General features: G+C 38.0%; 16 protein-coding genes and 1 riboswitch. Of the genes, 2 read left to right on the top strand and 14 right to left on the bottom strand.

The window, feature by feature from the left end; translation table 11 throughout:
* Positions 1-101: 101 nt before the first annotated feature.
* The 10 genes from AC1RNS_RS14915 to AC1RNS_RS14870 form a co-directional block, all read right to left on the bottom strand.
* A complete protein-coding gene (locus AC1RNS_RS14915) occupies positions 102-959 on the bottom strand; it encodes a MetQ/NlpA family ABC transporter substrate-binding protein (RefSeq protein ID WP_492993733.1) in 858 nt (285 codons plus the stop codon).
* A gap of 62 nt (positions 960-1,021) precedes the next feature.
* Positions 1,022-1,690, bottom strand: a complete 669-nt coding sequence (locus tag AC1RNS_RS14910; protein WP_492993731.1) for a methionine ABC transporter permease — start codon at positions 1,688-1,690, stop codon at positions 1,022-1,024.
* Positions 1,680-2,708 (bottom strand): methionine ABC transporter ATP-binding protein, encoded by a 1,029-nt coding sequence (locus tag AC1RNS_RS14905; RefSeq protein WP_492993839.1) that lies wholly within the window; start codon positions 2,706-2,708, stop codon positions 1,680-1,682. Before AC1RNS_RS14905 ends, AC1RNS_RS14910 begins: the two co-directional genes overlap by 11 nt.
* Positions 2,709-2,791: 83 nt before the next feature.
* A riboswitch (SAM riboswitch) is annotated at positions 2,792-2,895 on the bottom strand.
* A 56-nt stretch (positions 2,896-2,951) separates the two neighbouring features.
* Positions 2,952-3,263 carry a thioredoxin family protein gene (locus tag AC1RNS_RS14900; RefSeq protein ID WP_492993729.1) on the bottom strand — a complete coding sequence of 104 codons (312 nt, stop codon included), beginning with the start codon at positions 3,261-3,263 and terminating at the stop codon, positions 2,952-2,954.
* Between the two features lie 14 nt (positions 3,264-3,277).
* Positions 3,278-3,619 carry a hypothetical protein gene (locus tag AC1RNS_RS14895; RefSeq protein WP_492993727.1) on the bottom strand — a complete coding sequence of 114 codons (342 nt, stop codon included), beginning with the start codon at positions 3,617-3,619 and terminating at the stop codon, positions 3,278-3,280.
* A 164-nt stretch (positions 3,620-3,783) separates the two neighbouring features.
* Entirely contained in the window at positions 3,784-4,164 is a 381-nt protein-coding gene (gene gcvH / locus AC1RNS_RS14890; RefSeq protein WP_492993726.1) for a glycine cleavage system protein GcvH, read from the bottom strand.
* 81 nt (positions 4,165-4,245) lie between these two features.
* Positions 4,246-4,602, bottom strand: coding sequence for an arsenate reductase family protein (locus tag AC1RNS_RS14885; protein WP_492993724.1), 357 nt, complete (start codon positions 4,600-4,602; stop codon positions 4,246-4,248).
* 262 nt (positions 4,603-4,864) lie between these two features.
* Positions 4,865-6,649 carry an acyl-CoA dehydrogenase FadE gene (locus tag AC1RNS_RS14880; RefSeq protein ID WP_492993723.1) on the bottom strand — a complete coding sequence of 595 codons (1,785 nt, stop codon included), beginning with the start codon at positions 6,647-6,649 and terminating at the stop codon, positions 4,865-4,867.
* Positions 6,650-6,776: 127 nt separating this feature from the next.
* Positions 6,777-7,949, bottom strand: a complete 1,173-nt coding sequence (locus AC1RNS_RS14875; RefSeq protein ID WP_492993721.1) for an acetyl-CoA C-acetyltransferase — start codon at positions 7,947-7,949, stop codon at positions 6,777-6,779.
* 49 nt (positions 7,950-7,998) lie between these two features.
* Positions 7,999-10,383, bottom strand: coding sequence for a 3-hydroxyacyl-CoA dehydrogenase/enoyl-CoA hydratase family protein (locus AC1RNS_RS14870; protein WP_492993719.1), 2,385 nt, complete (start codon positions 10,381-10,383; stop codon positions 7,999-8,001).
* Positions 10,384-10,770: 387 nt separating this feature from the next.
* Here AC1RNS_RS14870 and AC1RNS_RS14865 point away from each other — a divergent pair, with 387 nt between their 5' ends.
* Positions 10,771-11,088 carry a thioredoxin family protein gene (locus AC1RNS_RS14865; protein WP_492993717.1) on the top strand — a complete coding sequence of 106 codons (318 nt, stop codon included), beginning with the start codon at positions 10,771-10,773 and terminating at the stop codon, positions 11,086-11,088.
* 225 nt (positions 11,089-11,313) lie between these two features.
* Complete coding sequence (locus AC1RNS_RS14860; protein WP_492993715.1) at positions 11,314-11,820, top strand: C39 family peptidase; 507 nt, start codon at positions 11,314-11,316, stop codon at positions 11,818-11,820.
* 31 nt (positions 11,821-11,851) lie between these two features.
* Here AC1RNS_RS14860 and spoIIP read toward each other — a convergent pair whose 3' ends face one another.
* The 4 genes from spoIIP to AC1RNS_RS14840 form a co-directional block, all read right to left on the bottom strand.
* The gene (spoIIP, locus tag AC1RNS_RS14855; RefSeq protein ID WP_492993714.1) at positions 11,852-12,751 is read right to left on the bottom strand and encodes a stage II sporulation protein P; all 900 of its coding nucleotides are present in this window, start codon (positions 12,749-12,751) and stop codon (positions 11,852-11,854) included.
* Positions 12,741-13,280: an RNA polymerase sigma factor gene (locus AC1RNS_RS14850; protein ID WP_492993712.1), complete on the bottom strand. Its 540-nt coding sequence runs from the start codon at positions 13,278-13,280 to the stop codon at positions 12,741-12,743. Before AC1RNS_RS14850 ends, spoIIP begins: the two co-directional genes overlap by 11 nt.
* Before the next feature lie 115 nt (positions 13,281-13,395).
* The gene (locus AC1RNS_RS14845; protein WP_492993837.1) at positions 13,396-14,283 is read right to left on the bottom strand and encodes a 5'-3' exonuclease; all 888 of its coding nucleotides are present in this window, start codon (positions 14,281-14,283) and stop codon (positions 13,396-13,398) included.
* Positions 14,284-14,542: 259 nt separating this feature from the next.
* Entirely contained in the window at positions 14,543-15,532 is a 990-nt protein-coding gene (locus tag AC1RNS_RS14840; protein WP_492993710.1) for an agmatinase family protein, read from the bottom strand.
* Position 15,533: the final 1 nt, after the last annotated feature.

Below are 15,533 nucleotides of genomic sequence, written 5' to 3'. Positions count from 1 at the left end.
TGATTTACTTTACAAAAAATTGACTTTTATACTACTAAAATCCCAACAACAAAAAAGGTATGTAAGCTTAAACACTCACATACCCTTTTATAAAATAATGATTATTGAACTGGTACAACTGAACCTTTCCATTCTTCAAGGATGAAGTCTTGGATTTCTTTTGATGTTAGCACTTCTAATAATTTTTTAATCTCTTTCTTTGTTTCATCGCCCGCACGAACAGCAATAATATTCACATATGGAGACTCTTTATCTTCAAGAGCAATTGAATCATTCACTGGATTTAAGCCATTATCGATAGCAAAGTTAGAATTAATTAGTACTGCGTCACCTTCATTATTTTCGTACATTTGCACAAGCATTTCAGGTGCTGTATTAGCATCGAATTTAAAGTTTTTAGGGTTTTCAGCGATATCTTTAATTTCTGCTGCTGTTTTATCAATACCATCTTTTAGTTTAATTAAGCCTTTTGCTTCTAATAATGAAAGCATACGACCGTGGTCTGCAACTGAGCTAGAAAGTAAAATTGTTGCGCCCTCTGGTAGCTCATCAAGTGATTTATATTTTTTAGAGTAGATGCCGATTGGTTCGATGTGAACACCGCCTGCATTGACGAAATCATAACCATTATCTTTAATTTGAAGCTCTAAATAAGGAATATGTTGGAAATAGTTAGCATCAAGTGTTTTAGAGTCTAAATCTTGGTTTGGTAATACATAATCTGTATACGTTTCAATTTTAAGATCAATACCTTCTTTAGCTAAAATCGGTTTTGCTTTTTCTAAAATTACTGCGTGTGGTGTATTAGAAGCACCTACAGTTAATGTCACATTTTCTTTACTATCTGTTTTATCTTCTGTTGATGCACCTGAGCTCGCATCATCTTTTTTACCAGCACCGCAAGCAGCTAAAGCTAGTACTAATACTGATAAGAATAATCCTGCTAATAACTTTTTCATTTTATTACACTCCCTTTTATGTTGTTCAAAAATATGTTAACGGTAGGAAACCGAAATAACCTTTAACGTTTATCTGTTTTAGCTGTAATCATATCGCCGATCCATTGAATAATAAATACAACTACTAAGATTAGAATAGTTGCCATTAATGTCACATCTGAGCGATTACGCTGGAAGCCGTCCAAGAAGGCTAAGTTTCCTAACCCGCCTGCACCAATAATTCCAGCCATTGCTGTATACCCAACAAGCGCTACAGCCGTTACAGTAATACCTGAAATAAGCGCAGGTAATGATTCTGGAATTAACACTTTCCATATAATAGTAGATGTTTTGGCACCCATGGAACGAGCCGCCTCGATTACCCCTTTATCAATTTCACGTAATGCAATTAATACCATACGTGCATAGAATGGTGCAGCACCAATAATTAATGCTGGTAACGCAGCATTGGCTCCACGGATTGTGCCGAGCATGAATTTCGTAAAAGGAATTAATAAAATAATTAACACGATAAATGGAATCGAACGGAAAATATTTACGAGTGATCCTGTTAAGAAATTAACAATCTTATTAGCCCAAAGTTGATGTGGACTTGTTAAAAATAATACGATTCCAATTACTAATCCAAGAATGAATGTAACTACGGTTGAAATAGCTGTCATATATAGCGTTTCATAGGTAGCAGCCCACATTCGCTCCCAGTCGACATTCGGAAAGAGATTAGTTAGCATTTTCAATCACCTCCGTTTGTACTTCGACTGTATTTAAGTAACCTAGTGCATCGGCAACATTTGCCTCAGTACCATCAATTTGCACAATAAGTGTACCGTAAGCACCGTTTTTCGTTTGAGAGATATTACCATGTACAATACTGACCTCTACATCAAAGTGCTTGACGAGGTGTGAAATAACGGGCTGTTCTGTTTTTTCGCCGACAAAAATTAGCTTAACAAGTTGTCCAGTTGGATAATTTGCTTTTATTTGAGCAACCGTCTCCTGTGTTTCCTTTGTATCTGTAATTTGAGACACAAATTTTTTCGTAATAGCAGCTTGTGGTGCTTGGAATACTTGTAATACCTCACCACGTTCTACTATTTCGCCAGCCTCCATTACTGCTACACGATGACAGATTTTACGAATAACGTGCATTTCATGTGTGATTAATACAATTGTTAATCCTATACGCTCGTTAATATCAACAAGTAAATCCAAAATTGCATCCGTAGTCTCTGGATCGAGTGCTGAGGTTGCCTCATCACATAATAAAACCTCTGGATTATTGGCAAGTGCTCGAGCAATGCCGACACGTTGCTTTTGGCCGCCTGATAGCTGTGATGGATACGCCTGATCACGACCATCTAAACCAACAAGGGTAATCAATTCTTTCACACGTGCATCACGCTGTGCCTTTGAAACACCTGCGATTTCTAGTGGAAAAGCGATATTTTCAGCGACCGTTCTAGACCATAGTAGATTAAAATGCTGGAAAATCATACTTACCTTTTGTCTAGCATCTCTTAGCTTTTGCCCCTTTATAGATGAAAACTCTTGATTGTTAACCGTCACCCTACCAGATGTAGGCTTTTCTAAACCGTTCAATAAACGAATCATTGTACTTTTACCAGCGCCACTATAGCCGATAATGCCAAATATTTCACCTTTATTAATGGCAAGGTTTACGTCTTTGACTGCTGTTAATTCGCCATTTGCGGTTTTGTATTTCTTCGTAATATTTTGAAGCTGGATCATAGCGAATACTCCTTTTCTCATATAGAAAACCCCTTCACTCACAGACAAGTAGAAGGGGTCACGTATTTATACGCTCAACCGTTCTCTCATCTTTCAAAGATAAATCTTTGGGTGATTTGGCACCTTTTCACTTTGTGATGGTTGCCGGGCTTCATAGGGCACTTCCCTCCGCCACTCTTCATAAGAGCTCGATATATTTAATGTTTTAGTAATATATTTGTTACTTTACCATGCTAGCAAACTTCAGTCAATTGATTTTTTTAACAATTCGTATAAAAATGGTACGGATTGAAATGCATAGATTTTTTCTGTCACTTTTCCGCCATCACAGACGAGTAGACATGGTACACTCTCGATTTCGTAATCTAAAGCAATCTCCTCGACAAAATTTAAATTCGCTTTGCCGATTTGAAGCCTTGGCAGTAATTGCTCAATAATCATCATCATTTTCGATGCAACTGCACATGTACCACACATAGGTGTATATAAATAAAAGGCAGCTCTTTCACCCGACTGGACAGCCGCGACCCACTGCTCTTTTGACCATTCTTCCATTTTTTCACGCAACCTTACAAAATAAATTGATTATGGATTGAGAAATGTGCTCGTAGCAATATCATTGCTAATACCTTTCTCGGAGTTGTCTCGACTTCTTTATACGTTGGCATTGTACGTAAATGCTCTGCCTCTGGATAATGTCTGTCCATTAATGCCCGCAGCTTATCACCTGATGGATCTGCATCAAAAAATGTATAAAGCTCACAGCCTTCATATGGATCAAGCAGAACTTCTAATTGATGCACACCAATTGTACCATTCGTACAAAGTATTGTGACATCTTCACTTAAAATAGGTTCAATTTGAAGCTTATCCGAACGGCCTTCAACAATTAAGCATTTTCCCTCGAACATCACGCCACCCCCATTAGACATATCCCTTTTCCTTATAATCATTATATCAATTAAGTACTAATGATGGTAATGTTAGACACCCATTAAAAAGCGACTATCTTACCAGCCTTGAAGATAATAAAAAACGTCGGTGAATGCCCGACGTTTTTCTATTATGGCTTGTCTTATTCAGCGATCATTTCTTCGTATTGCTCTGCTGTCATAAGCTTTTCAACTTCTGCTGCATCAGCAGGCTCAACAACGATCATCCAAGCTTTTTCATATGGTGATTCATTAACGAATTCTGGGCTATCTTCTAAATCTGCATTTACTTCAACTACTTTACCTGAGATTGGTGCATATAATTCAGAAACAGTTTTCACTGATTCTACGCTACCAAATGGATCGTCTGTTTTGATTTCATCGCCAACTTGTGGAAGCTCAACGAAAACGATATCTCCTAATTCAGATTGTGCGAAGTGTGTAATACCGATACGTACTTTTCCATCTTCTACTTTTACCCATTCATGTTCTTCAGAGTATCGTAAGTCTTTAGGTGTGCTCATGCAAAAAACCCCTCCATAAATATGTAATATATTCACTTTCAGTTTGCCATACTTCCCCTATAAAAACAAGGATAATTACGGCTATTTCCAAGCTTGCTCAAAATCAGATTCTTTAAACCCTAAAGTTACTTTTTTTCCATCAGTAACGATTGGACGTTTGATTAACATACCATCAGAAGCAAGTAGCTCGAGCTGTTCCTCCTCAGTCATATCAACAAGTTTGTCCTTCAAACCAAGCTCTCGATACTTCATGCCAGACGTATTAAAGAACTTTTTCAGTGGTATTCCGCTTTCTTGCCATAATTTTGTTAATTCGTCCTTCGTAGGTGGTTGTTCTACAATGTGTACCTCTTCATACGCTATATCATTGTCGTTAAGCCATTTTTGCGCTTTCTTACAAGTTGTACATTTTGGATATTGGATAAATTGAATCGTCATTGAAAGGCTCCTCTACTTTCTTTTTAGGACACTGAATTTTCTGCGTCTTCCTCATTTTCTGTAGTATACCATCATAACCTTACAAACCAAAATGAAACAGTTTTAGCTGTTCTCTCCCTAAAATCCAGCCTCCACTACAGTCTATCCATCTCTTTCTTAATTCTATCCGTCACTTTTGCTATCCGTTACTCTCTGAATTCTATCCGTCTCAACCACAAACAGCCCAGCTATCCGATTACAGATAGCTAGGCTGTTTTATTGATTACACTACATATTTCTCTGCGTCAATCAACTTAACTGATGCTTCACGTTTCTTCGCGATTAAGTTGTAAGGATTGTTGCGTGTTAGCTTACGTAGTGCAGATAATGTCATGCGCGCTGCATCTCCGTCCGCTGAAGCAAGAATTGTATCTTTTGCCTCTTTTTCAATTTCTGCAAATGCTTCCTGACAGAAGATTTGTGTATACAGTAATTTTTGCTGTGCTTTTTCAGCACCATCACGCGCAATTGCTTTCTCAGTACGTAAGACAGCTGACTCCATCGCAAATAATTGGTTAGCGATATTCGCAATATTCACCAAAACCTCTTGCTCTTGATCAAGCTTTGGACCAAAGCGTTGTGCTGCTAAGCCTGCAGCTAATACTGCGATTTTCTTTGCATTTTTCACTAGATATTTTTCTTGTGCTAGTGGCTCTGTACCAATATCTTCAGGCATTAGCATAAGCAGCTCCTGCTGTAGGTTTTGAGCCACTTGTAATAGTGGAAGCTCACCCTTTAATGCCTTCTTCATAAATGTACCTGGTACGATCATGCGGTTAATTTCGTTTGTACCTTCAAAAATTCGATTAATACGAGAATCACGGTAAATTCGTTCTACTTCATATTCAGCCATAAAGCCATAACCGCCATGAAGTTGTACTGCTTCATCAGCAATATAGTCTAATGTTTCTGATCCAAATACTTTCGCAATGGAGCATTCAATTGCATATTCAGCGATAGCACCTGCAATTACTTTTCCTTGCTTTTGCTCTTCAGGGCTTAATTGACTTAAACGATCCTCAAATAGACCAACAGTCCGATAATTTAATGATTCAGAAGCATACAATTGAGAAGCCATTGTTGATAATTTCTCTTTTGTAAGATTGAAATCAGATAGCTTTGTTTTAAATTGCTGACGTTGGTTTGTATATTGAATTGCCAGCTCTAATGCGCGTTTAGATCCGCCAATTGTACCAACACCTAGTTTATAACGACCAATATTTAAAATATTAAAGGCAATCACGTGTCCGCGGCCGACTTCACCTAATAGATTTTCTGCTGGTACTTCTGCATCTTCTAACACTAACGTACGAGTGGATGAAGATTTAATCCCCATTTTCTTCTCTTCAGGCCCCACTGAAACGCCGTTAAATGCACGTTCTACGATAAATGCAGAGAATTTATCGCCATCGATTTTAGCGTACACAACAAATACGTCTGCAAAGCCTGCATTTGTAATCCATTGCTTTTCACCATTTAGAATATAATGAGTGCCTGCATCATTTAGTTTTGCAGTCGTTTTTGCCCCTAATGCGTCAGAACCAGAACCTGGCTCTGTTAATGCGTAGGCAGCAATTAATTCACCTGAAGCTAGCTTTGGTAAGTATTTTTGCTTTTGCTCTTCATTACCAAACAATACAATTGGTAATGAACCAATACCCACATGTGCACCATGCGTAATTGAGAAACCACCCGCAACTGACATTTTTTCTGCGATTAAGGCAGAAGATACTTTGTCTAATCCTAAGCCCTCATATTCTTCAGGTACATCTGCACCTAGTAAACCTAGCTCCCCAGCACTTTTCAGAAGGCGAACTGAATGCTCAAATTCATGATGCTCTAAGTTTTCAACGACTGGTAGTACTTCATTTGTTACATATTCTTCTGTCGTTTTTGCAATCATTTTATGCTCATCTGTGAAATCTTCAGGTGTAAACACACGATCTAATTCCACATCCTCAACAAGAAACCCGCCGCCTTTAATGAAATCCGTTGTTTTTTCTGTCATGATTAATTCCTCCCAATATATCCATTTTCGATTGTTTAATCCCCTAATGTTCCTATATAGAAAAGCTTGAAATATACATGTTCGGAGGCAACCGTAAACAGTACACCTCAAGCTTATCTAGCAATTACTACAGAATTTCAAATACGCCCGCAGCACCCATGCCGCCACCAATACACATTGTGACAACTCCATATTTCTTACCTTGACGCTTCAATTCATGAATAAGCTTTAATGTTAAAATAGCCCCTGTTGCGCCTAGTGGATGACCTAATGCGATTGCTCCGCCATTCACATTTACTTTATCTTGATCAATGCCTAAATGACGTACAACCTGTAATGATTGTGACGCAAAAGCTTCATTGATTTCCCATAGATCAATATCATCTATTGATAATCCTGCAATTTCTAACGCTTTGGGCACTGCCACGATCGGCCCAATACCCATTACTTCAGGAGGTACGCCCCCAACAGCAAAGCCTAGGAATTTTGCCATTGGCGTTAGTCCTTGCTTGTCAGCCTCCTCCCGATCCATCACCAGTACAGCTGCTGCTCCATCAGATGTTTGAGAGGCATTACCAGCTGTCACACTACCTTTTACATGGAAAGCTGGACGTAGCTTTGCTAAACCTTCTGAAGATGTACCTGAACGTACACCTTCATCCATACTAAATGTGAATTTCTTCACTTGTGGTTTATTGTTAGCATCCACGAAATGTTGCTCCACCTCTATTGGAACAATCTCATCATTGAATTTACCTTCTTTAATCGCCTTCTCAGCAAGCGCATGTGAACGAACAGCAAAGGCATCTTGATCTTCTCGACTAACATTGTATTGACGTGCTACTTCTTCTGCTGTATGCCCCATTCCCATATAATATCGAGGAGCCGTTTCAGCTAAAGTCGGATTTAAGCGTGGCGTATTCCCCACCATTGGCACCATACTCATAGACTCGACGCCACCAGCAAGTATCGCCTTAGAATGACCCAGCATAATTCGTTCTGCTGCATAAGCAATTGCTTGTAAACCTGATGAACAGAATCTATTTATTGTAAGTGCTGGTGTTGTATCTGGTAATCCTGCAAGTGCGCCAATACTGCGCGCAACATTCATCCCCTGCTCAGCTTCTGGCATTGCACAGCCTAAAATCAAATCATCAATCGGTCCTTCATAGCCAGCTCTTTTTAATGTTTCTTTGACAACTACAGCACCAAAATCATCTGGTCTCACTGTTGCTAAAGAACCTTTTTTTGCTTTTCCAATTGGAGTTCGTGCTCCTGCTACAATAACGGCTTCACGCATCGTATTAATCCCCCTTTGTTTCATGTGCAAGATTTGTCTATTTCGTCCATTAGTTACGAAGTGGTTTCCCTTTTAACAGCATGTGCTGCATTCTTTGCTGTGAAAGTGGATCAGCAACAAGGCTAAGGAATGCCTCACGCTCTAAGTTTAAGAGATACTGCTCATCGACTAATGTGCCGTATGGAACCTTACCGCCCGCAATAACATAAGCTAACTTTTTAGCAATTTTTAAATCGTGTTCACTAATAAAGCCTGACTCATACATTCCTTGTGCTCCCATGAGTAATGTACCGTAACCTGATGCACCAACCACAGGCACTTTTGTTAGCACAGGTGGTTGATAACCTGATTCGTAAAGCGCTAATGCTGCCTGCTTTGCGTCATATAATTGATGGTCCGGGTTAACAGAAATACCATCTGCAAAGTTTAAGAAGTTGTTTTCTCGTGCTTCCTCACCAGATGTTGAAACTTTTGCCATCGCAATCGTTTCAAACACTTTATTAGCAATATGTTGATAGTCTACCTCGACGCCATTCGGTAAACCTTTTAGGAATTTTTGATAGAGTGCTTTATTGCCACCTCCACCTGGAATTAAGCCAACGCCCACTTCCACTAACCCCATATAGGTTTCCATCGTTGCCTGAATATGTGCAGCTGGTAAGCATACCTCTGCTCCACCGCCAAGTGTCATGGCAAACGGTGCTGCGACAACAGGCTTACGAGAATATTTAATTTTCTGCATCGCATCTTGGAACGCTTTAATCACAAAATCTAACTCAAAAATATTATCATCCTGTGCTTCTACTAAAATCATGCCTAGATTTGCGCCAACACAGAAGTTTTTCCCTTGATTACCGATGACTAAGCCCTTATATTTTGCCTCTACTTCATCCACAGCAAAATTAATCATTTGGATAATATCTAAGCCAATAGCATTCGACTGAGAATGGAATTCTAGTAATGCAATACCATCCCCTAAATCTATTAGGCTAGCACCTGTATTTGATTTAATAACACCATGCTTTTTCTTATAGCGTTTTAAGTTAATTTCCTTTTCATTTACTGGTACTTTTACATACTCGGAACCATTGTAGTATGCTAAGTCACCATCAATTTCTGTATAGAAAGTGTCAAAGCCGTTTGCTAACATTTCTTTCACAAATGCAGGTACTTCACGACCCTCAGCCTCCATTTTTGCTACGGAATCTTTCACGCCCAGCGCATCCCATATTTCAAATGGACCTTGCTGCCAGCCGAAGCCCCATTTCATCGCATTATCAATTGCTACGATATCATCAGCGATTCCGCCATATAGCTGTGCAGAGTAAATAAGTGTTGGAGCGAAGATACCCCATAATAATTCTCCAGTACGATCCTTGGCATATGTTAAAGCTTTTACCTTATTAGCTAGACCACGAGTTTGTTTTGCCATTTCAATAGAAGGAGTTTTTAATTTTTTCACTGGGCTATACGCTAATGTGTCTGGATCAATTTCAAGTATTTCTTTCCCTTGCTTTAAGAAGAAACCTTGACCAGATTTTGCGCCCAGCCAGCCGTTCTCCACCATTTTCTGCAGGAATTCTGGTACTGCAAATACTTGCTGCTCTTCACCAGTAGTTTGATCATAAACATTTTTTGCTACGTGGATAAATGTATCTAAACCAACAACATCTAAAGTACGAAAGGTTGCAGATTTTGGACGTCCAATTAATGGACCTGTTACAGAATCAACCTCACCCACTGAATAATTCCCATTCACCATTTCTTGTAAAGTGATTAGTAAACCGTATGTACCAATACGGTTGGCAATAAAGTTTGGTGTATCCTTAGCAAGCACCACGCCTTTTCCAAGTGCATCCTCACCAAATGTTTTCATAAAGCTTACAACCTCAGGTGCTGTTGTATTGGCTGGAATGACCTCAAGTAATTTTAAATAGCGTGGCGGATTGAAGAAGTGAGTGCCCAAGAAATGCTTTTGAAAATCCTCTGAGCGCCCTTCAGCCATTGCATTAATGCTGATACCAGAAGTATTTGAACTAACAATTGTTCCCGGTGTACGGACAGCATCAATTTTTTCATAAAGGCTTTGCTTAATCGCTAAATTTTCAACAACAACTTCAATAATCCAATCTACATCTTTTAACTTTCCTAAATCATCCTCAAAGTTGCCGACCGTTAGTAGTGATAAATTTTTCTTAGAAGTAAGTGGTGCTGGCTTTTGCTTTACTAACTTTTGAAGGGCTCCATTCACAATACGATTTCTTACAGCAGGATGCTCTAGAGAAAGTCCCTTCGTTTCTTCCTCTGCTGTTAGTTCCTTCGGTGCAATGTCTAATAATAGTGTTGGAATACCGATGTTTGCTAAATGTGCAGCAATACCAGAGCCCATAACACCTGAACCTAGAACAGCCGCTTTTTTAATATTGTAAGTCACAAGCAATTCCCCCTTATTCTCCCATTGAATGAATAGCCATTCATTTTTTGGCCAAAAAAATATCAAGTTTACCTTTGTGTATTTTTGTCCAGATATTACATACCCTAGCTTAATCCAGCATAACATCTGTGACCTACAACAAAGGTCTATCTTCGTTCAGCGACTATCGATACTGAATAAAGATAAAACTACTTTTTCTGTTTTTAGTGTAGATTATTTTGTCTAATTTAGCAATCTTTTTTCTTCATTTATTTTTGCAATATACAACTTTTTTTGTTTTTTACGAGCAAAAATAGGACAACAAGTAGCTACCAATTATCCCAAACAGAAAACTTTCAGGATACGTAAAAAATGTGTAGAATGGAAAGCAAGGAGAGTGAAATACTAATGAAAACAATTACAACTGCTGAACAATTTAATGAACTAATCTCAGGCGACCAAAAGATACTAGTGAAATTTTACGCTGGCTGGTGCCCCGATTGCACACGTATGAATATGTTCATCGATCCAATTATTGAAGAATACAGCCAATATGACTGGTACGAGCTGAACCGTGATGAGCTTCCAGAAATTGCAGACAAATATGATGTTATGGGTATTCCAAGCTTACTAATTTTCCAAAACGGTGAAAAATTAGCACACTTACATAGTGCTAATGCAAAAACACCTCAGCAAGTAACAGATTTCTTATCTACACAGCAATAATTAGCTGGCTAAAACATTGTATAATTGACATAGAAGAGCTACTGATCTGTGGCGAAAGCGAAGCGTCAGCCACAAGTAACAGATTTCTTATCTTCACAGCAATAATTAGCTGGACTAAAAATTGGATAATTGTCTGGAAAGTAAAAGCCGCAAGTAACAGACACAAAATATTACAAGAGCTGCATTTCTTTTGAAATGTGGCTCTTGTTTACAAAGGAGAATATGATGCGCCAACAACTATCCTTACATGGAAAATCACAATACGATGCATCCATTTCGCCAAACTATCGAAATTCTGCCTGTGGACCTACGACTGTCCATGTAATTTTAAATTATATAGATGCGTCAGCTCCTTCAATAAATGACCTTTATAAACTCCTTGGTGGTACAAAAATTGGATTATTTAAATGGCGCCTCATTCGTAATCTTCGTCGTCTCCGTCCTGCATGGGATATCCGTAATTGTTCATTAAAGGAGGCACTACAGGAAATTGATGCAGGTCGTCCCGTTGCCATACGCTTTGACCGCTATTTCAGCCTGAATTGGCGAGATAGAAAATCTGCTTTTGCTTATCACTGGGTACCTCTTATTGGCTATGAAATACGAAATGATGAGCTGTTGTTAATTTTCCACGATAATGGTGGTCCTAATCGTGAAAGTAAAATTCGGACAGTCTCATTTAAGGATAATGAAAAAGTATTGAGTTTTATAAAAATCACACCAATTTTTTGAGCTAGCGTGCCTGCTATGTTTAGACACGCTCTTAATTCCTCTCCTCAAAAATATTTTTTACAACTTGTGCAAAAATATCAGTTGTTCTATACGTCTCTTCCAGCGTATTTTCTACACTTCCTATATTTAATAAAATAGAATTATCATGAAGCTCTTGATTATAAGTATTTTGAGGAGTTACTCCTTTTTCTGCTACACCCATCGATAGTCCTGGATATAGTTCCTCCAGTTGCTTATGAAGCTGTGTTGCAAATTTTTTGTTCACGTCATAGTTTTCGCTTGTTTTTGATACGATAAATTGAATTCTTGCATAATTTTCCCCTTTAATTTCAATCGTTGAATCCTGTCTTTTCAGAGAATCTCGATGTATATCAAAAATCATCTGTATACTATTATGTTCAGCTAATGCTTGCTGTAAATTTTCCCTTGATACTTTATAAGAATCTGAAAATGGTAGGTCTTTTCGTTTTAAGATTTTAGCTATATCTGTTTCGTCATGAATTGCTTTTATCTGCAATTTTTTTAATGCTTTACTTAACTCTTTTCCAACCAATGTTACATTTTTAGTATGACTAAACATCTGATTAGATTTTTTTGTTTGAAGTTCTGGAATAAATGATTCTGTATTATGTGAATGATAAATATATACTACAGGCTCTTTTTCGTCTATTGCATTAGACGATGTTGCTCCATAATCATTGATTTCTACTGAAACCTCGCTATTTTCGCTATATAAAATTAACCACGAAAAAATAAATGCACAAACTAAAAAACCACTTGTCATAACAGAGAACCTTGTTATTATTCTTTTTTTACTCATACTTCGTGCTTGTTGTCTAAGTGTGTTTTCAGTCGAAGTAACAAATTTTTGGCTTGGATGCTGAGGGTACATATCTTTTAACATATCAAATATCTCTTTATCATTTTGCATTTGTCAAACCTCCCTCTATGTCAATATTCAGTTTTCTTTTCAACTCTTTTGAAGCTCTGTGATAATCAACTTTCACTTTAGCTTCACTACATTGTAGAATCTCGGAGGTTTCTTTAATAGAGCATTCAGAAATTCCTCGAAGAATCATTACCGCTCTGTAATTAGGTTTTAATTTTGCAATGGCCTCATGTATACATTGTTTTAATTCCGTTACTTCAAATACCTCATCTGGCTTCTTTTCATTTGAGGACAATTGATTAAAAAAACCATCTTTAAATAAAGAGACAAACCGTTTTTTCCTATAATGATCAACTGCAACATGTTTTGCGATTGAAAAAATCCATGTCTTTAAATTATACTTACCATTAAAATTTGTTAAGCTTTTTAACACCCGAATAAATACTTCTTGCGTTAAATCCTCCGCATCATTTTGATTTCCCGAAAAACAAACAAGAAATCTGTACACGTCTAAATAATACAAATTGTAAATTTCAACGATTCTTGATTCCAAGTTATTCGAATCAATCAACCTTTCCCCTCCTTTACTTATTCATTTATAATTCGTTTGAGATTCGTAAAAGGTTACAAAAATTTTCATTAAAAAAGCAGAGCATAATTCTATACTCTGCGCTTCATAACCATTATTAAATTAGTGTATACAATGAACGTGCCTGCTTGGCTATTAATGTAAAACCACGTTCCTCAATTTCTTTAAACAATTGCGGCTCATAGTTCGGTACCATGAGATGAGAGAGTTCTGCATCAATTGGAATATTCGTTTGAATAGTTGCAAGCTCGTGTGATAGCTTTAGCATGTCTACATTTTCTTGGATTTTCGTCCGTTGACCTGGCTTTAATTCATCTAATGATGTCAGTACATTTGCAATGGATCCATATGTTTGAATAAGTGTAAGTGCCTGCTTTGGTCCAATGCCTTTAACTCCTGGGTAGCCATCACTCGTATCCCCCATAAAGGCCTTAACCTGTGCAAATTGAATTGGCTCAATGCCATACTCCTCTTTAAAGCGCGTATCTGTATATACATCATACTCTGTATAGCCTTTTTTCGTAAAAGCAATTTCTGTTGATGGTCTTAAAAGCTGCAGTAAATCCTTATCTCCACTAATTACGGTAATATCAGCCTCATCCTGCCATTTCGTAATCATTGAGCCAATTAAATCGTCAGCCTCCATCCCCTTAACACCGAAATTTTGCCAGCCTATTTGCTGGGATAAATTTTTCGCCATATCGAATTGCGGTAGCATTTCATCTGGTGGTGAAGGTCGATTTGCCTTATAGCCATCAAATAATTCATTGCGAAATGTATGTGCACCCATATCCCAACAAACAGCAAGATGGGTCGGTCTCATGATAGATTGTGCGGTTAATACATGACGCACAAATCCTTGGGCACCATTAGTCGGCGTACCATCAGCAAGACGAATATAATGCCCCATTGCAGCTGAGGCAAAGAATGAGCGGAATAAAAGCGCCATGCCATCAACAATCAGTAATTTTGGTTTCGTTGTCATCATAAATAGTCCTCTCTATAACAATACAATGATTGTATTTATCCATCACTTAATTATTAACATTGTTCTATTATAGCAAACTATTATCAGTTACGTCCTAGTATAATTGTGTTTGGATTTTTCAAGCTCAATCAAAACTGAGACATCCTCTTGGAGCTTTATGTTGGCGTTTGCACCTCAGCTAGATAGCAAAAAATCTACTATAGAAATGTTAAGACCTCATTGTGTAAATATTACCAACAAACAGTTCATTATATCACTACCTAATCAAGGCTTTCGTTTTTGTTGTTAGACGATTACGGTGATCCAATTTAATACCTGTTAGCCATTGTAAAAATGCAGTTACACCCATCTTTACTGTTTCTGGACGTAGGTCCCCTTCTTTTGGATCTGCGTAAACAAAGTCAATATGGCGAACGCCTTCATTTTCACCAATGAGCTTTAAAATATCAAATAATTCATACGCTGTTAATCCCCCCGGTGTTGCTGCCGGGACATCTGGTGCGAACGTAATATCTAACGCATCTAAATCTACAGATACATAAATGCGATCTACCTGATACATTAGCTGACGTAGCATTTCACGGATTGTTAGCTGGATGCCATCACGACGCATTTGCTTTAACGTAATCATATGAATTCCTTGCTCTTTTGCATAGTGAATCATTTCAGGCGAATTAAAAAAGCCATGTAATCCTACATTGTAGATATGTCTCCCCTCTACAATACCTTCAGCTATCAGCTTCTGAATTGGAGAATCCATCGCTAAGCCAATTTCCTCTTGATTCCGAGCATCCAAATGTGTATCAATTTGAATAATGCCAATTCGTTCCTGTGGGAATGCATTCTTAATTCCTTTGAGCGAGCAACCGGTAATAGTATGATCTCCACCTAGAAGACAGGTAAAGCCTTTTGGATAAGCAGTACTTAAATTTTCTGCTGCTGCCTCGATAGCCGATTCAGAAAGCATCTTATCTGTCGCATAAATGGCTACATCCCCAACATCTACGACTGCCAAAGAACGTAAATCGACTTGCTCATCTAAATTATAGGATTGAAAGCTTGGCCATACCTTTCGAAATGCCGTTGGATATTGGGCTTTTTTCGAGGGTTCACTTGCATACGATAATAAGGCTCCATATAAGATAATATCTACGTCATTTGGATGCGGATTGTCCTTTTGCTTAATCCATTGATGCATAGCTGAACCTTTTTCCTGCTTCCATTGACATTCTGGTTGAATAAACATA

The sequence above is a fragment of the Lysinibacillus sp. GW821-FHT14F06 genome, assembly GCF_058803665.1.
This window is presented reverse-complemented; position numbering and strand designations above follow the sequence as displayed.